Source organism: Streptomyces sp. AC627_RSS907 (assembly GCF_019049165.1).
On the sequence record NZ_JAGMUE010000079.1, the window covers coordinates 122,175 to 142,687 of the forward strand.

Sequence of the window (20,513 nt, forward strand, 5' to 3'; positions counted from 1 at the left end):
TCCCCCGCACCCAGACCACCCAGCGACAGACCCAGCGCCCCACACACCTCGTCATAAGCCGCCGCGAACACCGGAAACACCTCATACAACTCCCGGCCCATACCCACCCGCTGCGACCCCTGCCCGGTGAACACCACCCCCAGCCGGCCGGTACCGGCCACTCCGACCAGCGGATGGCTTCCGTCGGCCACCGCCGCCAGAGCGGCGTCCAGTTCCGAGCGGTCACCGGCCACGACGACCGCGCGGTGCCGCAGTGCCGAACGGCGGGTGAGTGACCGGGCCACGGCGGCGGCCGGCGCGTCCGTCGCACGGATCCGCTCGGCCTGGGCGCGCAGCCCGGCCTCGTCGGCGGCGGACAGCACCACGGGAGCGACCGGCGGGCCGGTGACGGGCGCCGGGGCCGGCTCCTCCGCCGGGGCCTCCAGGATGACGTGGGCGTTGGTGCCGCTGATACCGAACGACGACACCGCCGCCCGACGGGGGCGGCCGTCCACGTCCCACGGCCGGGCGTCCGTCAGCAGTTCCACCGCGCCCGACTCCCAGTCCACCTGCGACGACGGCGCGTCCACGTGGAGCGTTCCCGGCATCAGTCCATGCCGCATCGCCTGCACCATCTTGATGATCCCGGCCACGCCCGCAGCCGCCTGCGTGTGTCCCAGGTTGGACTTCACCGAGCCCAGCCACAACGGCACACCGGCCGCGCGGTCCTGCCCGTAGGTCGCCAGCAGCGCCTGCGCCTCGATCGGGTCGCCCAGCGGCGTCCCCGTACCGTGCGCCTCCACCACATCCACGTCGGCGGCGGAGACCCGCGCGTTCGCCAGGGCCTGACGGATCACCCGCTGCTGCGAGGGACCGTTCGGAGCGGTCAGGCCGTTGGACGCGCCGTCCTGATTGACCGCGCTGCCCCGGACCACGGCGAGCACCGGGTGCCCGAGGCGCTCGGCGTCGGCCAGTCGCTCCACCAGGAGGATGCCGACGCCCTCGCCCCACCCCGTACCGTCCGCACCCTCCGCGAACGACTTGCACCGCCCGTCGGCCGCCAGTCCCCGCTGCCGCGAGAACCCGACGAAGGTGTTCGGCGTGGACATCACGGTGACGCCACCGGCCAGCGCCGCGTCGCACTCGCCACTGCGCAGCGCCTGCACCGCCAGGTGCAGCGCCACCAGCGACGACGAGCACGCCGTGTCCACCGTCACCGCCGGCCCCTCCAGGCCGAACGTGTAGGAGACGCGGCCGGAGGCGATGCTGCCTCCGGTGCCCATGAACCCCTCGGCGCTGTCGTCGGAGGCGCCGAGGGCCATCGAGTAGTCGTTGTACATGACACCGGTGAAGACCCCGGTGCGGGATCCGCGCAGTCCCAGCGGGTCGATCCCGGCCCGCTCGAACGCCTCCCACGACGTCTCCAGCAGCAGGCGGTGCTGCGGGTCCATGGCGAGGGCCTCACGCGGCGAGATGCCGAAGACCACCGGGTCGAAGTCCGCGGCGTCGTAGAGGAATCCGCCCTCGCGGGTGTACGAGGTGCCGGGGTGGTCGGGGTCGGGGTGGTAGAGGTTCTCCACGTCCCAGCCCCGGTCCTCGGGGAAGAACCCGACTCCGTCCCGGCCGTTCGCCACCAGGTCCCACAGGTCCTCGGGGCTGCTGACTCCGCCGGGGTAGCGGCAGGCCATGCCGACGATGGCGATCGGCTCGTCGGAGGCGACGGCAGCGGTCACCACGGGGGTGGCGTCGGCGGCGGTGCCGGAGAGTTCGGTCGTCAGGTGGGCGGCGAGGGCGGTGACGTTCGGGTAGTCGAAGACCAGGGTGGACGGCAGGCGCAGGCCGGTCACGGTGTTGAGGCGGTTGCGGAGTTCGACGGCGGTGAGCGAGTCGAAGCCGAGTTCGCGGAACGGCAGGTCGGCGGCGACGGCCGAGACGTCGGCGTGGCCGAGGACCGCCGCCACGTGGGTGCGGACCAGGTCCAGGACGATCCGCTCGCGTTCGGCGTCGGACGACAGTGCGGCGAGCTGCGTGGCGAAGGCACCGGACGCCGGGCCCGTCGCCGTGCGGCCGCCGGCCGGTGCCGGGACCAGGCCGCGCAGCAGGGGCGGCAGTCCGGGGCGGGAGCGCAGGGCGGTGAGGTCGAGGCCGAGCGGCGCGATGATCGCGCGGTCGGCGGCGAGGGCGGCGTCGAAGGCGGCCAGGCCCTGTTCGGCGGTGAGCGGGACGATGCCGCCCTGCCGGGCCCTGGACCGTTCGGCGTCGGTCAGGCCGCTGCCCATGCCGGCGTCCCACAGGCCCCAGGCCAGGGACACCGCCGGGACGCCCTCCGTCCGCAGGCGGGTGGCGTAGGCGTCCAGGAAGGCGTTGGCGGCGGCGTAGTTGGCCTGGCCGGGGCTGCCGAGGAGTCCGGCGGCCGAGGAGTACAGGACGAACGCCGTCAGGGGGTGGTGGGCGGTGGCGGCGCGCAGGTGGGCGACCGCGTCGACCTTGGCGCGGAACACCGTGCGGAGCCGTTCCGGTGTGAGGTCGGTCAGGAGTGCGTCGTCGAGGACGCCGGCGGCGTGGACGACGGCGGTCACGGGCTCGTCGCGCAGTGCCTCGGCGACCGCGTCGGCGTCGGCCAGGTCGCAGGCGAGGGAGCGTACCGTCGCGCCCTCGACGTCGACGGTGTCGCCGGAGCGGGAGAGGAGGAGCAGGTCGCGGACGCCGTGGGTCTCGACGAGGTGGTGGGTGAGGAGCCGGCCGAGGGTGCCGGTGGCGCCGGTGACGACCACGAGGCCGTCACCGAGGCCGGCCGTGCCGGGTGCCTGGACGCGGGTGAGGCGGGGGGTGTGGACGGCTCCGCCGCGGACCAGGGCTTCCGGCAGCGGGTGGAAGGCGTCGGCGTCGGCGTCCAGAAGGTGGATGCGGTCGGGGTGCTCCGACCGGGCCGACCGGGCCAGGCCCCACAGCGCGGCGCCGTCGGGGTCGGTGACGTCCTCGCCGACCGCGCCGTACGTCCGTACCACCAGCCGGGAGTCGGCCCAGGCGGGGTCGGCGAGCCAGGTCTGGAGGAGGGTGAGCAGGGCCGTGGCGCGCTCGGCCGCCGGGCCGGGGGCGGTCGCGTCGACCGTCAGGACCTGGGCGGTGTCTTCCGGGAGCGGTTCGCCGAGCGGAATGGTGACGCGGGGCGGATCGAAGGTCCCGGTCTCGTCCTCCGGTACCCAGTCCACGCCGTACAGCAGTCGGTCGGCTGTGGCGGCCGAGAGCTGGGCGCCCGACACCTGACGGAGGGACAGGTCGTCGATCTCGGCCACCGGGAGGCCGGACTCGTCGGCCAGGGTGACGCGCACGCTGTCGGGGCGGGTGCCGGTGGTGAGCCGGGCCCGCAGGGTCGTCGGTGCGGATGCGCCGAGGACGCGTACGCCGGTGAAGGCGAAGGGCAGCCGGACGCCGGGCTCGGGCAGCAGGCCGCCGGCGCCGACGGCGTGCAGGGCCGCGTCGAACAGGGCGGGGTGCAGGGCGTAACCGGTGCCGCTCTCCTCGGTGCTGACCTCGGCGAGGATCTCGTCGCCGTGCCGCCAGACCTTGCGCAGGGCCTGGAAGGCGGGCCCGTACGTCATACCGGTGGCGGCGAGGGACGGGTAGAAGTCGGTGAGGGGTACGGGTTCGGCGCCGGCCGGCGGCCAGGCGACCAGGCCGGGGGCGGCCGGGGCGGCGTGCCGGGCGGTGAGGACGCCGGTCGCGTGGACGGTCCAGGGGTCGGTCTCGTCGGTGCGGGCGTGCAGCGTGACGGTCCGGCGGCCGTCGTCGGGGGCGTCGGGGGCGACGGTGACGCGGACCTGGACACCGCCGTCCGGGGGCAGGGTCAGCGGGGTCCGGAGGAGGAGTTCCTCCAGTGCCGGGACGCCCGCGCGGTCGCCGGCGGCCAGGGCCATCTCGACCAGCGCGGTGCCGGGGACGACGGTCCGGTCGAGGACCACGTGGTCGGCGAGCCAGGGGTGGGTGGCGACGGAGAGGTGGCCGGTGAGGACGGTGGCAGGCGAGTCGGGGAGCTCCACGGCGGCGCCGAGCAGGGCGTGGCCGGTGCCGACCAGGCCGAGTCCGGCCGGGTCGGTGGTGTGGCGGCCGGGGCGGGGCCGGGGCCAGTAGGTGCTGTGCTGGAAGGCGTAGGTGGGCAGGTCGACGCGGGTCGCGCCGGTGCCGGCGAAGACGGCCGGCCAGTCCACCGCGACGCCCGCCGCGAAGAGGTCGCCGAGCGCGGTGAGCAGGGTTTCGGTCTCCTCGCGGTCGCGGCGCAGGGCCGCGACGGCGGTGCGGTCGGGATGGGCGTCCCGCACGAGGGCGGTGAGGACGGCGTCGGGGCCGACCTCCAGGACGCGGTCGGCGTCGAGGGCGGTGAGCGCGTCGGCGAACCGGACGGTGCGGCGGACCTGTTCGACCCAGTACTGGGGATCGGTCCACTCGCCGTGGTCGACGGTGGTGCCCGTGACGGTGGAGACCGCGCGCAGCTTCGGTTCGCTGAACCGCAGGCCCCGGACGACCTCGGCGAACTCGTCCAGCATGGGGTCCATCAGGCGGGAGTGGAAGGCGTGGCTGGTGCGCAGCCGGGTCGTCTTCCAGCCGCGTTCCGCCGCCGTGGCCGCGACCCGCTCGATGTCGGCCTCGGGGCCGGACACGACGACCGATGCGGGCCCGTTCACCGCCGCGAGGTCGATGTTGGGGAAGGCGTCCCTGACGTCGGTCTCACGGGCGCCGACCGCGAGCATCGCGCCGCCGGGCGGGAGTGCCTGCATCAGGCGGCCCCGCGCGGCCACCAGGGTCGCGGCGTCCTGGAGCGAGAGCACGCCGGCCGCGTGGGCGGCGGTGATCTCGCCTACGGAGTGGCCGGCGACGACCTCCGGGGTGACGCCCCAGTCACGGAGCAGGGCGAGCAGGGCGACCTCGACGGCGAAGATCGCCGGCTGGGCGCGGCCCGTCTCGTCCAGCGCCGCCGCGTCCGGCTCCTGCGGCGGCATGCCGAGGGCCTCGCGCACCTCGTCGTGGGCCGCCGCGAAGGCCGGGAACGCCGCGTACAGTTCGCGGCCCATGCCGACTCGCTGGGCGCCCTGGCCGGTGAAGACCATCGCCAGACGTCCGTCGGTGGCGGTGCCACCGGGGCGGGTGCCGTCGGCGAGGTCGAGGAGGTCCGTCACCGTCCGGTCGGCGGTGCGGGCGAGCACGACCGCCCGGTGGGGCAGCGCGGCCCGGCCGGCGAGGGAGCGGCCGACGTCCAGCAGGCGTGCGGTGGGGCGGGTGTCGAGGAAGTCCAGCAGGCGGGCGGCCTGGCCGGCGAGTCCGGCCGCGTCGTGACCGGAGAGCACCAGCGGGACGAGCGGCAGCGGGGTGCCGGTCCCCGGTTCGCCCGCCGGGTCGGGCGCGGTGGGCGCTTCTTCGAGGATGACGTGGGCGTTGGTGCCGCTGATGCCGAAGGAGGAGACGCCGGCCCGGCGGGGGTGGGCGGTGCGCGGCCAAGGGCGGGGGTCGGCGAGGAGTTCGACGGCTCCGGCGGTCCAGTCGACGCGCGGGGTGGGCCGGTCGACGTGGAGGGTGCGGGGCAGGGTGCCGTAGTGCATGGCCAGGACCATCTTGATGACGCCGGCGACTCCGGCGGCGGCCTGGGTGTGTCCGAAGTTGGACTTGACGGAGCCGAGCCAGAGCGGGGCGCCGGTGCGGTCGCGGCCGTAGGTGGCCAGCAGGGCCTGGGCCTCGATGGGGTCGCCGAGGGAGGTGCCGGTGCCGTGTGCCTCGACGGCGTCGACGGCGGTGGGGGCGAGTCCGGCGGCGTCCAGGGCCTGGCGGATGACGCGTTGCTGGGAGGGGCCGTTGGGGGCGGTGATGCCGTTACTGGCGCCGTCCTGGTTGACGGCGCTGCCGCGGACCACGGCGAGGACGGGGTGGCCGGCGCGGCGGGCGTCGGAGAGGCGTTCGAGCAGGACGACGCCGGCGCCCTCGCCCCAGCCTGTTCCGTCACCGGCGGCGGAGAACGCCTTGCAGCGGCCGTCGGCGGCCAGGCCGCGCTGCCGGGAGAACTCGACGAAGGCGCCCGGCGTGGCCATGACGGTGACACCGCCGGCGAGGGCGAGGTCGCACTCTCCGGAGCGCAGCGCCTGGGCGGCCAGGTGCAGGGCGACCAGGGAGGAGGAGCAGGCGGTGTCGACGGTGACGGCCGGGCCCTCGAAGCCGAAGGTGTAGGAGACCCGGCCGGAGACGAGGCTGCCGGAGCTGGCCGCGCCCGCGTACCCTTCGGCGCCGGTGTCGGACTGGCGCAGGAGGGTGGCGTAGTCGCTGTAGAGGACGCCGGCGAAGACGCCGGTGCGGCTGCCGCGCAGGGTGGCCGGGTCGATGCCCGCGCGTTCCAGGGCTTCCCAGGACGTCTCCAGCAGCAGGCGTTGCTGCGGGTCCATGGTCATGGCCTCGCGCGGACTGATGCCGAAGAACGCGGCGTCGAACCGGCCGGCCCCGGTGAGGAAGCCGCCTTCGGTGACGTAGGAGGTGCCGGGGTGGTCGGGGTCGGGGTGGTGGAGGGTGTCGAGGTCCCAGCCGCGGTCGTCGGGGAAGCCGGTGACTCCGTCGCGGCTTTCGGCGAGGAGTCGCCAGAACTCCTCGGGGGTGCTGATCCCGCCCGGGTAGCGGCAGCCGAGGCCGACGATGACGACGGGGTCGTCCAGGTCGGTGGCGGCGGGACGGGAGGTCGCGGTCGGCAGGTCCCGTCGCGCGTCGGTGAGTTCGCCGCGCAGGAACGTCACCAGGGCCTGCGGGGTCGGGTAGTCGAAGGTGAGGGTGGCGGGCAGGCGCAGGGCGGTGGCGGCGTTGAGCCGGTTGCGGAGTTCGACGGCGGTCAGGGAGTCGAAGCCGAGTTCGCTGAAGGGCCGGGCGGCGGGTACGGCATCGCCGGACGCGTGGCCGAGGACGGCGGCGACCTGGGCGCGGACCAGGTCCAGCAGCAGCCGGTCCTGGTCGGCGGTGGTCAGGCCGGCCAGTCGCTGGAGGAGGGAGCCGGCGCTCTCGCCGGTGGCGGCGCGGCGGGTGTGGTCGCGGACCAGGCCGCGCAGCAGCGGGGGAAGTCCGGCGTCGCCCTGCCGGGCGCGGAGCACGGTGTGGTCGATGCGGATCGGGACGAGCAGCGGCCGTTCGGCGTCGGGGGCGGCGTCGAACAGGGCGAGGGCCTCGGGCAGCGGCAGCGGCGCGATGCCGCCGCGGGTGAGGCGTCTGCGGTCGACCTCGGAGAGGTTCTGGGCCATGCCGGCGGCTGTGTCCCAGGCCCCCCAGGCCAGGGAGGTGCCGGGCAGGCCGCGGGCGCGGCGGGCGGCGGCGAACGCGTCGAGGAAGGCGTTGGCGGCGGCGTAGTTGCCCTGGCCGGGGGTGCCGAGCAGGCCGGCGACGGAGGAGTACAGCACGAACGCGTCGAGGTCGGCGTCGGTGGTGGCCTCGTGCAGGTTGACCACCGCGTCGACCTTGGCGCGGAGCACGGCGTCGAGCCGGTCGGGGGTGAGGGAGGTGAGGACGGTGTCGTCGAGGACGCCGGCGACGTGCACGACGGCGCGGACGTCGACGCCGTCCAGGACGCGGTCGAGGTCGTCGCGGTCGGCGACGTCGCAGCGGACGAGCCGGACGCGGGCGCCGGCCTCGGTGAGTTCCGACCACAGGTCGGCTGCGCCGGGCGCGTCGGTGCCGCGGCGGCTGAGCAGCAGCAGGTCGCGGACGCCCCGGGTGTGCACGAGGTGGCGGGCGAGGAGGGTGCCGAGCGTCCCGGTGGCGCCGGTGACGACCGTGGTGCCGGTCTCGCGGGGCGCGCGGGGCATGACCAGGACGTTCTTGCCGATGTGCTTGCCCTGGGAGACGTACCGGAAGGCGTCGCGGGCCTGGCGGATGTCCCAGGCGCGGACCGGCGGCAGGCGCAGTTCCCCGGCCTCGAACAGGGCGAGGAGTTCGGTGAGCATGGCGCGGATGCGGTCCGGGCCCGCCTCGAACAGGTCGAAGGGACGGTAGCGGACCCCGGGGTGGTCGGCGGCGAGGCGGGCGGGGTCGCGCAGGTCGGTCTTGCCCATCTCCAGGAACCGGCCGCCGCGCGGCAGCAGGGTCAGGGAGGCGTCGATGAGTTCGTGGGCGAGGGAGTTGAGGACGACGTCCGCGCCCTGTCCGTCGGTGGCCTGGGCGAACCTCGTGGCGAACTCGGTGTCGCGGGAGGAGGCGATGTCCTCGTCGGGCAGGCCGAGCGCGCGCAGGGCGTCCCACTTGGCGGGGCTGGCGGTGGCCAGGACGCGGGCGCCGAGGTGCCGGGCGATCTGGACGGCCGCCGTGCCGACGCCGCCCGCGCCGGCGTGCACGAGGACGGTCTCGCCGGGCTGGACGTCGGCGAGGTCGACGAGCGCGTAGTAGGCGGTGAGGAAGGCCATGGGGACGGCGGCGGCCTCGGCGAACGTCCAGTCGGACGGCATCGGCACGAGGAGGCGGCCGTCGGTGACGGCGACCGGTCCGAAGCCGCCCGCGAAGGCGCCCATGACCCGGTCGCCGGGGGCCAGATGGGTGACGTCGGGGCCGGTCTCCAGGACCACGCCGGCGCCCTCGCTGCCGAGGTCGAGGGGGTTGTCGCTGGGGTGGATGCCGAGGGCGATCAGGACGTCGCGGAAGTTGAGGCCGGCGGCGCGGACGGCGACCCGGACCATGCCGGGGTCGAGGGGGCCTTCGGGGGCCTGGTGGGCGGCCAGGGTCAGCTGGTCGAGGGTGTTGCCGTCGGCGGGGCGTTCCAGGCGCCAGTTCGGGGTGCCGGGTGGGGTCATCGCCGGGTCGGGGGCGATACGGGTCAGGCGGGGCGCGGTGACGGTGCCGCCGCGGACCATGGCCTGCGGGGTGTCGCCGGCGGCGACCAGGGCGGGCAGCGCGGCCCAGGAGGCGGGGGTGCCGTCGACGTCGGCGAGGACGATCCTGGCGGGGTACTCCGACTGGGCGGAGCGGACCAGGCCCCAGACGGCGGCGTGCGCGAGGTCGGTGGGGTGCTCGCCGGGGCCGCCGGCGACGGCGCCGGTGGTGGTGACGAGAAGGGTGGTGTCGGCGTACCGCTCGTCGTCGATCCACCGCTGGAGGGCGGCGAGCACGCGACGGGTGGCGGCGTGGGCGCGGCCGGCCGGGCCGACCGGGTCGTCGGCGGGGTCGATGGTCTGCGGGGGGCAGTCCAGCAGCAGGACGGCCGGGGAAGCGGTGTCGGCCAGCGGGAGTCCGGTGTCGCGTACGGGGCCGAGGGCGGCCCAGTTCTCAGGGGCCGGGGCCGGTTCCAGCGGGCGTTCGGCCCAGTCGACGCCGAACAGGGAGCGGGGTGCCTGCCGGGGCCCCGCCTCCAGTTGGGCGCTGGTGACGGGCCGCATGACCATCGCGCCGATGGTGACGACGGGGGCGCCGGTGCCGTCGGCGGCGCACAGGCCGACGCGGTCGGGGCCGGCGGGGGTGAGGCGGACGCGCAGGGTGGTGGCGCCGACGGCGTGCACGGTGAGGTCGGTGAACGCGAACGCCATCCGGGCACCGGACGTCGCGCGGTCGGTCTCGGTGAGGGCCACGCCGTGCATCGCGGCGTCCAGCAGCGCGGGGTGCAGCTGGAACCGGGCGGCGTGCCCGGCCTCGGACTCGGGCAGCCTCACCTCGGCGTAGACGTCGTCACCGAGGCGCCAGGCGGCGGTCAGGCCCTGGAAGGCGGGCCCGTAGCCGAATCCGGCGTCGGACAGTCGCTCGTAGAACCCGTCGACGGGGAGGGGTTCGGCGCCGGCCGGCGGCCAGACGTCCAGGCCGGCGGGCGGGGGCGTCTCGGGGCGGCCGGGGGCGAGGTGACCGGCGGCGTGGGGGGTCCACGGCTCGTCGGGCAGGGCGTCCTCGCGGCGGGAGTGCACGGTGACCGGGCGCCGTCCGCTGTCGTCGGCGGGACCGGTGACGACCTGGAGGGCGACGCCCCCGGTGGCGGGAACCGTGAGCGGGGCCTGGACGGTGAGCTCCTCCAGCACCGGCGTGTCGACCTGCTCACCGGCCCGCAGGGCCAGTTCGACCATCGCGGTGCCGGGCAGCACGGCGGTGCCGAGGACGGCGTGGTCGGCCAGCCAGGGGTGGGTCTGGATGGCGAGCCGGCCGGTGAAGACGCTGCCGTCGCCGTCGGCGAGGGTCAGCACCGCGCCGAGCAGCGGATGGTCGGTGCCGGTCAGTCCCAGACCGGCGGCGTCGACCGTGACCAGGTCGGCCGGGGAGGGCCAGTACAGCCGGTGCTGGAACGGGTAGGTGGGCAGGTCGAGGCGTTCGGCGGGGCGGGCGGGGTGCAGCGCGGACCAGGCCACGGTGGAGCCGGCGGCGTGCACGCGGGCCAGCGCGGTCAGGAACGCGGTGACCTCGTCGCGGTCGCGGTGCAGGGCGGCGACGCAGGCCGGGGCGTCCGGCAGGGTCTGCGCGGCCATGGCGGCCAGCACGGTGTCGGGGCCGAGTTCGAGGTAGCGGCCCGCGCCCAGGCCGTCGAGGGCGGTGACGGCGTCCGCGAACCGCACGGGGTGACGCACCTGGTCGACCCAGTACTGGGGGTCCGTCCACTCCCCCACGGCGACGGGACGGCCGGTCACGGTGGAGACGGCGGCGAGGGTCGGCTCGCTGAACCGCAGGCCCCGTACGGACCGGGCGAACTCGGCGAGCATCGGCTCCATCAACCGGGAGTGGAAGGCGTGGCTGACCTGGAGCCGGCTGGTCTTCCAGCCGGCGTCGCGGGCGGTGCGCGCGAACCGGTCGATCGCCTCCTCGCTGCCGGACAGGACGACGGCCGCGGGGCCGTTGACGGCGGCGATGTCGAGGTCGTCGGCGGCGGCTTCGCGGACGGCGGCCTCGCCGGCCTGGACGGCGAGCATCGCGCCGCCGGGCGGCAGCGCCTGCATCAGCCGGCCGCGGGCGACGACCAGCGCCGCCGCGTCGTCCAGCGAGAGGACCCCGGCGGCGTGGGCGGCGGTGATCTCACCGACCGAGTGCCCGGCGACGATCTCGGGTTCCAGGCCGAGGCCGCGCACGGTCTCCAGCAGGGCCACTTCCACGGCGAACAGGGCCGGTTGGGCGTACCCGGTCCGGTGCAGGAGGTCGGTGTCGAGGATGTCGCGCAGCGTGTGGTCGCCGGGCCGGCGGACGAGGTGCCGGTCGACGGCGGCGGCGGCGGTGTCGAACGCCTCGGCGTACCGGGGGAAGTGTTCGGCCAGTTGCCTGCCCATGGCGAGGCGCTGGGCGCCCTGGCCGGTGAAGAGGAAGGCGAGCTTGCCGTGGGCCGGTTCGCCGGTGACCAGGCCGGGCCCGGGTTCACCGACGGCGAGGGCGGCGAGCGCGCCGAGGAGGGTGTCCCGGTCGTCGGCGAGGACGACGGCGCGGTGTTCCAGGGCGGCGCGGCCGGTCGCGAGCTCCGCGCCGAGGTCGGTGACCGCGAGCCGCGGCCGGTCCTCGACGTGGGTGTAGAGCTGCCGGGCCTGGGCGCGCAGGGCCTCGGTGTCCCGGGCGGAGAGCACGACGGGGACCGGCGCCGGGCAGGGCTCGGCCGGGACGGGTTCGGGTTCGGCCGGCGGCTCCTCGATGATCATGTGGACGTTGGTGCCGCTGACACCGAACGAGGAGACGCCGGCCCGGCGGGGGGTGTCCCGGCGAGGCCAGGGGCGTGCCTCGGTGAGCAGTTCGACGTCGCCGGCGCTCCAGTCGACGTGCGGGGACGGCTCGTCCAGGTGGAGCGACTTGGGCATGGTGCCGTGCCGCATCGCGAGGACGGCCTTCATCACGCCGGCGACGCCCGCGGCGGCCTGGGTGTGGCCGATGTTCGACTTGATGGAGCCGAGGTGTGCGGGCCGGCCGCCGGTGCGGTCCTGCCCGTAGGTGGCGAGGACGGCCTGTGCCTCGATGGGGTCGCCGAGGCGGGTGCCGGTGCCGTGCGCCTCGATCAGGTCCACATCGTCGACGGAGAGTCCGGCGTTGGCCAGGGCCTGGCGGATGACGCGCTGCTGGGAGGGACCGTTGGGCGCGGCGATGCCGTTGCTGGCGCCGTCCTGGTTGACGGCGGAGCCCTTGATGACGCCGAGGACCGGGTGGCCGAGGCGCTGGGCGCGGGAGAGCCGCTCCAGCAGCACCAGGCCGACGCCCTCGGACAGGCCGATGCCGTCGGCGTCGGCGGAGAACGCCTTGCAGCGGCCGTCGGCGGCCAGGCCCCGCTGCCGGGAGAACTCGGTGAACGCGCTCGGGGTGGCCATCACGGTGACGCCGCCGGCCAGCGCCATGGTGCACTCGTCGGCGCGCAGCGCCTGCGCGGCGAGGTGCAGGGCCACCAGCGACGAGGAGCAGGCGGTGTCGATGGTGACCGCCGGCCCCTCCAGGCCGAGCGTGTAGGAGACCCGGCCGGACAGCACGGCCGCGGTGGTGCCGGTGATGAGGAAGCCCTCGGCGGCCTGCACGGTGCCGCCGATGAGCCGGACGTAGTCCTGGGTGTTGGAGCCGATGAACACGCCCGTGCGGCTGCCGCGCAGGGTGGTCGGGTCGATGCCCGCGCGTTCCAGGGCCTCCCAGGAGGCTTCGAGGACCTGCCGCTGCTGCGGGTCCATCGACAGCGCCTCGCGGGGGCTGACGTCGAAGAACGCCGCGTCGAACTCGCCCGCGCCGGTGAGGAAGCCGCCCTCGGTGGCGTACCCGTCGCCGTGCTCGGGGTCGGGGTCGTAGGCGTCCTCCAGGTCCCAACCGCGGTCGGCGGGCGGGCGGCCGATGGCGTCGGTGCCGGTGTTCACCAGCCGCCACAGGTCGTCCGGGGTGCGGACGCCCGACGGGTAGCGGCAGCTCATCGCCACGATCGCGATCGGCTCCCGGTCCGCGGACTCGGCCTTGTGCAGCCGTTCGCGGGTCTGGTGCAGATCCGCGGTGACCCGCTTGAGATAGTCGAGGAGCTTGTCGTGATCCACCAACTCAGGCCTCACCAAGATCGGTTCGCGCGGAGCGCGGGAGAGCGACGCGGGGGACCGTCGGAGCGCGTTCTCCACTCCTGCCAGCCTGGGCCGAAGGTAGGCCGCCCTCTCGGGGGCGGCCTACCCCTACCTCTCCCCTGCTGCTGGTTACTGGACTCCGAGTTCGTCGATGAACCGGAACACCTCGTCCGCGTCGGCGGTCTCCAGCTTGGCGCTGACCGTGTCCCCGGCCGTCGCGGCGGCGTCGTCGGGCCCGTCGAGTCCGTCGAGCAGCCCGCGCAGCCGCATGGCGACCCGCAGCCGCAGCGCGGTGTCGTCCGCGGTGGCCGCCAGTTCCTCGCTGAGCCGGTCGAGGGTGGCCAGTACGGTCTCCGGGGTGGCGCCGTCGCCGGTCACGAGCCGTTCGAGGAGGAGTCCGGCCACCGCCGCCGGGGTGGGGTGGTCGAAGACCAGGGTGGCGGGCAGGGTGAGGCCGGTGGCCGCGGTGAGGCGGTTGCGCAGGTCGACCGCGGTCAGCGAGTCGAACCCGAACTCCTTGAACGGACGCCGCGCGTCCACCGCGTCCGGCCCGTCGTGCCCGAGCACGGCTGCGGCGTGGCCGCGTACCAGGTCGAGCGCGATCTGCTCGTGCTCGTGCGGGGGCGCGGCGGCCAGCCGCTCGCGCAGCGCCGACCCGGCGTCCTCCGGCGGGGCGGCCTCGGTCGTGGCCTGGAGTGCCCGTACGCCGGGCAGGTCGGCGATGAGCGGACGGGTGCGGGCGAAGGCGAACGCGGGGGCGAACGCCGACCAGTCGACGTGGGCGACCGCGAGGAACGTCTCCCCGGCCCCGGCGGCCTGCCGCATCGCGGTGATCGCCGCCTCGGGGGGCATGCCGCGGAAGCCGCGCCGGCGCATGTACTCCTCGCCGCCGGACTCCTCGGCCATGCCGCCGCCGTCCCACAGCCCCCAGGCCACCGAGGTGACCGGCAGGCCGCGTTCCCGGGCCTGTTCTGCGAGCGCGTCGAGGGCGGCGTTGGCGGCGCCGTAGACGCCCTGGCGGGCGCTGCCCCAGACGCCGGCGTTGGACGAGAACAGCACGACCTGTTCCAGGTGGCCGGGGTCGAGGAGGTCGAGGAGGTGGACGGCTCCGTCGACCTTTCCGGAGCGGACGTGGGCCAGTTCGTCGGGGGTGGAGTCGGCGAGCAGTACGGGGCTGAGGGTGCCGGCGGCGTGCACGAGCGCGGTGACCGGCTCGGGCAGGGCGGCCAGCAGTCCGGCGACCTGCTCGCGGTCGGCGGTGTCGCAGGCGGCGACGGTCACCCGGGCGCCGAGCGCGGTGAGTTCCTCGCGCAGGGCGCCGGCGCCGGGGGCGTCCTCGCCCCGGCGGCTGGTGAGGACGACGTGGCCGGCGCCGGAGGCGGCGGCCCAGCGGGCGACGTGGGCGCCGAGCGCACCGGTTCCGCCGGTGATCAGGACGGTGCCGCGCGGCTCCCACAGCGGCGCGGCCGGGTCGGCGGGCGCGGGCAGCAGACGGCGGGCCAGGACGCCGCTGGAGCGGACGGCGACCTGGTCCTCGTCGTCCAGGCCGGCCAGGACGGCCGCGATCCGGTCGGCGGCCCGGGTGTCGAGGGTCTCCGGCAGGTCGAGCAGGCCGCCCCAGCTCTCCGGGTGCTCCAGGGCGAAGGTGCGGGCCAGCGCCCACACCTGGGCGGGGGCGAGCCGGGACGCCGGGTCGCCGGGGGCGGCGGCGACCGCGCCACGGGTGACGAACCACAGGGCGGTGTCCAGGCCGCCCAGCTCCCGCATCAGCGCGAGGGTCTCCAGGACGGCCCGGTCGTCGTCGCGCAGGCCGAGGAGCGAGACGACGCCGGTGTGGCGCCGGGCGGCGAGTGTCTCCCGGTCGGCTTCGGTGGCGAGTGCGACCTCGGCTCCGGCGCCGGTGAGGACGGCCGTGATCGCACCGGGGTCGACGTCGGCCGGATGGAGCACCAGCCACGTACCCGTCAGGCGGCCCGGTTCCGGCTCGGGCAGCGGCTTGAAGGCGATCCGGAACCGCCAGGCGTCCAGGGTCGAGCGTTCGCGCCGGCCGCGGCGCCAGTCGGCGAGCGCGGGCAGCACGGGGGCGAGGGCGTCCGCGTCGATGCCGAGGGTCTTGCCGAGGGCGGTGGCGTCGGTGGCCTCGACGGCGGTCTCGACGGCGGTCCAGAACGCGCCGTCGTCCGGGTCGTCGGCGGTGGCGGCCGGTCCGGGGGCGTCGGCCAGCCAGTAACGCCGGTGCTGGAAGGGGTAGGTGGGCACGCCGGGTGCCCGGCGGTCGCCGGGCAGCACCGTCGTCCAGTCCACGGGCAGGCCGGCGGCCCAGGCCTCGGCGAGGGTACGCAGCTGCCGTTCCGGGCCGTCCTCGTCCCGTCGGAGGGTACCGGTGACGGCCGCTTCCACGCCGGCCTCGGCGGCGATGTCCTGGAGTCCGGCGGTGAGCACCGGGTGCGGGCCGACCTCGACGAAGTGCCGGTAGCCGTCGGTGAGGAGACGCCGTACGGCGGCGGCGAACCGGACGGGCTTGCGGAGGTTGTCGTACCAGTAGCCGGGCCCGTCCTCGGGCGTCATGGGTTCGGCCCGCACGGTGGAGTACCAGGGCACCCGGCCGGTGCCGACCCGGACGGGGGCGAGTCCCTCCAGTACGCGGTCGCGGAGGACCTCGACCTGCGCGGAGTGACCGGCGGCGCTGGCCTTGACCCGGCGGGCGCGTACACCGGCCGCCTCGAAGCGGGCGGCGAGTGCGTCGATCGCGTCCGCGGCACCGGCCACGATGACGGAGGCGGGGCCGTTGACGGCGGCGATCTCGAGCCCGCTGTCACCCTCGCCCCGGTGCCCGTGCTCGTGCTCGTGCTCGGCGATCCGGGCGTGCACGTCGTCCTCACCGGTCGCGACCGAGAGCATCGCGCCCGCCCCGGCGATGGCCATCATCTCCCGGCTGCGCAGGGCGACGATCCGGGCCGCGTCGTCCAGACCGAGGGCACCCGAGACGCAGGCCGCCGCGATCTCTCCCTGCGAGTGCCCGACGACCGCGGCCGGGCGGACGCCGTGCGCGTCCCACCAGGCGGCGAGGGACACCATCACGGCGAACAGCACGGGCTGGACGACATCGAGGCGGTCCGTGGACGGGGTGCCGGGCTCCTGCCGGAGCACCGCCTCCACCGAGAAGTCCAGGTACTCCCCGAGCGCGGCGTCGCACTCGCGCAGGCGCGCGGCGAACTCCGGTGAGCTGTCCAGCAGTCCGGCGGCCATGCCGTCCCACTGGCCGCCCTGCCCGGGGAAGACGAACACGACTCCGCCGGGAGGGCCGGCCACGCCGGTGACGACGTCGGCGGAGGGGCGGCCGTCGGCCAGGGCGAGCAGGGCCTCGTGGTGCAGGGCGACCGCGCGGTGCTCCAGCCGGGCCCGCCCGGCGAGGGTGTGGGCGACGTCGACGAGCGGCAGACCGGGCCGGTCCCGAAGGAACGCGGCGAGCCGACGGGCCTGCGCGGCCGGTACGGCCCGGTCGCGGCCGGAGAGCAGCAAGGGGACGACCGGCAGCGACGGGCTGTCCGGTACGGGCGGTGCGGGCGGGGCCTGTTCCAGGACGACGTGGGCGTTGGTGCCGCTGATGCCGAAGGAGGAGACGGCGGCGCGGCGCGGCCGGGCCGCGTCCGGCCAGGGCCGTTCGGTGTCCAGCAGGGCGACGGCACCGGAGTCCCAGTCGATGTGCGGGGAGGGCGCGTCGATGTGCAGGCTGCGGGGCAGCACCCCGTGGCCGAGTGCGAGCACCGTCTTGATGAGTCCGGCGGCACCGGCGGCGGCCTGGGTGTGGCCGAGGTTGGACTTGACCGAGCCGAGCCACAGCGGGTCGCCGGTGCGGTCCTGGCCGTACGTGGCCAGTAGCGCCTGCGCCTCGATGGGGTCACCGAGCCGGGTGCCGGTGCCGTGTGCCTCGACGGCGTCCACGTCCTGCGGGGTCAGGCCGGCGGCGTCCAGCGCGGCGCGGATGACGCGCTGCTGGGAGGGGCCGTTGGGCGCGGTGAGCCCGTTGGACGCCCCGTCCTGGTTGACGGCGCTGCCCCGCACCACCGCGAGCACCGGGTGCCCGAGGCGCCGGGCGTCGGAGAGCCGCTCCACCAGCAGCACACCGGCGCCCTCGGACCAGGTGGCGCCGTCGGCGGCCGCGGAGAACGGTTTGCAGCGGCCGTCGGCGGCGGACCCGCCCTGCCGGGCCACCTCGACGAACGTACTGGGGTTGGCCATCACCGACACCCCGCCGGCCAGGGCGAGTGCGCACTCGCCGCGCCGCAGGGACTCGGCGGCCAGGTGCAGGGTGACCAGGGAGGAGGAGCAGGCGGTGTCGACGGTGAGCGCCGGGCCTTCGAGGCCGAAGACGTAGGCGACCCGGCCGGAGGCCACGCTGCCGGAGACGCCGGTGGCGCGGTAGCCCTCGACACCCTCGGGCAGCGTGGACAGGCCGGTGCCGTAGTCGTGGTACATCAGGCCCGTGAACACGCCGGTACGGGAGCCGCGCAGGCCGAGCGGGTCGAGTCCGGCGCGTTCGAACGCCTCCCAGGAGGTCTCCAGCAGCAGCCGCTGCTGCGGGTCCATGGCAAGGGCCTCGCGCGGGGAGATGCCGAACAGTCCGGCGTCGAACTCGCCGGCGTCGTGCAGGAAACCGCCCTGCCGGGTGAAGTCGGTGCCGGTCAGGTCCCAGCCGCGGTCGGTGGGGAACCCGGAGATCGCGTCGCCGCCGTCGCGCAGCAGCCGCCACAGGTCCTCCGGGGACCGCACCCCGCCGGGGAACCGGCAGGCCATGCCGATGATCGCGATCGGTTCGTCGGTGGCGGCCGGCGCGGTCCGCGCGGGCCCGGCGGCGGCCGGCCGGTCCGTGGTGAGGGCCCGGTCGAGCAGATGGCGGGCGATGGCGCGGGCGTTGGGGTAGTCGAAGGCGAGGGTGGCGGGGAGGGTGAGGCCGGTGGCCAGGCGCAGCCGGTTGCGCAGTTCGACCGCGGTCAGTGAGTCGAAGCCGAGTTCGCGCAGCGCCCGGTTGCCGTCGATGGCGCTGCCGGCGGCGAAGCCGAGGACGGCGGCGATCGTGCCGCGGACCAGTTCGGTGGCGGTCTGCTCGCGTTCGGCCTCGGGCAGACCGGCCAGCCGTTCGGCGAATCCGCCCGGACCGCCGGTGGTGGTGGCGCGGCGCGGTCCGGTGCGGACCAGCCCGGACAGGACCGGCGGCAGGAGTCCGCTCTCGGCGGTGGTGCGCAGCGCGGGCAGGCTCAGCGCGACGGGAACGGCCAGGGCGGTGTCGGCGCGCAGGGCCGCGTCGAACAGGGCCAAGCCCTGCTCGGCCGCCAGCGGCAGCACACCCCCGCGCCGCAGCCGTCGCCGGTCGGCGTCGGTGAGTCCGCCCGCCATGCCCGCGTCGGTGTCCCACAGGCCCCAGGCCAGTGAGGTGGCGGGCAGTCCCTGAGCGCGGCGGTGGGCGGCGAAGGCGTCGGTGAAGGTGTTGGCGGCGGCGTAGTTGGCCTGCCCCGGGTTGCCGAGCAGGCCGGCGGCCGAGGAGAACAGCACGAACGCGGTGAGGGGCTGGCCGGCGGTCGCCTCGTGCAGGTTCCGTACGGCGTCCGTCTTGGGTCGCAGGACGGTGTCCAGGCGGTCGGGGGTGAGGTCGGCGAGCAGGCCGTCGTCGAGGACGCCGGCGGTGTGGACGACGGCGCTGACGGTCACGTCGCGCAGCGCGGCGTCGACGGCCGGCCGCTCGGTGACGTCGCAGGCGACCGCCCGTACGTGTACGCCGTCGAGGTCGGTGCCGAGGTCGGGGCTCGCGCCGGAGCGGGAGAGCAGGAGCAGGTCCCGGACGCCGTGCGCGGTGATGAGGTGACGGGTGACCAGGCGGCCGAGGGTGCCGGTGGCGCCGGTGACCACGACCGTGCCGGCGGTGAGGTCGGGCAGTTCGCCGTCCGGGGTGGTGTGCCGGGTGATGCGGGGCACCAGTACGCGGTCGTCGCGCACCGCCGCCTGGGGGTGCCCTGCCGCGAGTACGTCCGCGACGCGGTCGGTGCTCGGGGCGTCGACGACGGTGAGCCGGCCGGGGTGCTCGCTCTGCGCGGACCGGACCAGCCCCCACAGGGCGGCGGCGGCCAGTCCGGGCACGGTGTCGCCGGGGTCGGCGGCGATCGCCCCGTCGGTGCGGACGACCAGGTGGGTGCCGGCCCGGGTGTCGTCGCCGAGGAACCGTTGCAGGGTCTCCAGCAGCCGCCCGGTCGTGTCCCGCACGCCGGATCCGTCGCCGGTGGTGACGCTCGCACAGTCCAGCAGCAGCACGTCACCGGTGTCCCCGGGCAGCTCGTCGCCGAGCCCGGTCGTCGGCAGGGGGCTCGCGGTGCCGGTCGGCACCTGGGCGTCCGTCCACTCCAGGGCGTACAGCGGCGGCACGGCGGGTCCGGTGCCGAACCGGTCGGCGGTGACCGGTCGGACCGCCAGCGCGTCGACGTCGAGTACGGGCAGTCCCGCCTCGTCCGCGGCGTGCAGCCGTACGGTCTCGTCCCCCTCGCCCGCGGTGAGCCGCACCCGGAGTGAGCCGGCGCCGACGGCGTGCAGGCGGACGCCGGTGAAGGCGAACGGCAGTCGGGCGGCGCCGTCCTCGCCGGGCAGCAGACCGCCGGCGGCGAGGGCGTGCAGGCAGGCGTCGAGCAGCGCCGGGTGGATGCCGTAGGCGTCGCTGTCGCCGGTGTCGCGGGCGACTTCGGCGAGGATCTCGCCGTCGCGTCGCCATACCCGGCGCAGTCCCCGGAACGCGGGTCCGTAGTCCAGGCCGACGTCCGCCAGCGCGGTGTAGAGGGCCTCGGTGTCGACGGGCTCGGCGTCACTCGGCGGCCACGGCACGTCGGCGGCGGGTGTGCCGGGGGCCGGGGCGGCCGGGCGGAGGGTGCCGGTGGCGTGCTGGGTCCAGGGGTGGCCGCCGTCGGTGCGGGAGTGGATGGTGACGGTGCGGTGAGTGGTGCCCGGGCCGGGTGCGGCGACGGTGACGCGCAGGTCGGCGCCGCCCGTCTCGGGGAGTTCCAGCGGGGTCTGGAGGAGGAGTTCCTCGACGTGCGGGACGTCGGTGTACTCGCCCGCCGCGAGGGCCAGTTCGAGCAGACCGGCGCCGGGTACCAGCACGGCGCCGAGCACGCCGTGGTCGGTGAGCCATGGCTGGGTGCGCCGGGAGACGTGTCCGGTGAAGACGACGCCGTCGGAGTCGGGCAGCAGGACGGCCGCCGCGAGCAGCGGATGCCCGGTGCCGTCCAGGCCGGCTCCGGCCAGGTCGCCGGTGCCGGGCTCGGACGCCAGCCAGTAGTGCTGCCGCTGGAAGGGGTAGGTGGGCAGGTCGGGCAGCCAGTGGCCGTCGGTGGGCCAGGTCCGCCAGTCGACGTCGGCTCCGCGCACCCACGCCTCACCCAGCGCCCGGATCTGCCCGGCCGGACCGTCCTCACCCCGCCGCAACGTCCCGAACACCCCGGCATCAGGAACACACTGCTCCAACGCCAACGTCAGCACCGGATGCCCCGACACCTCCCCGAACACCCGGAACCC

The 20,513-nt window shown here is 75.9% G+C and carries 2 protein-coding genes; both read right to left on the reverse strand.

Annotation, left to right across the window (positions count from 1 at the left end):
• Positions 1–13,013 (reverse strand): SDR family NAD(P)-dependent oxidoreductase (locus KUM32_RS18685; protein ID WP_374227530.1); only part of this gene is annotated, 13,013 nt, incomplete at its 3' end.
• A gap of 72 nt (positions 13,014–13,085) precedes the next feature.
• Positions 13,086–20,435, reverse strand: a complete 7,350-nt coding sequence (locus KUM32_RS18690) for a type I polyketide synthase (RefSeq protein WP_217143049.1) — start codon at positions 20,433–20,435, stop codon at positions 13,086–13,088.
• Between the last annotated feature and the right edge of the window lie 78 nt (positions 20,436–20,513).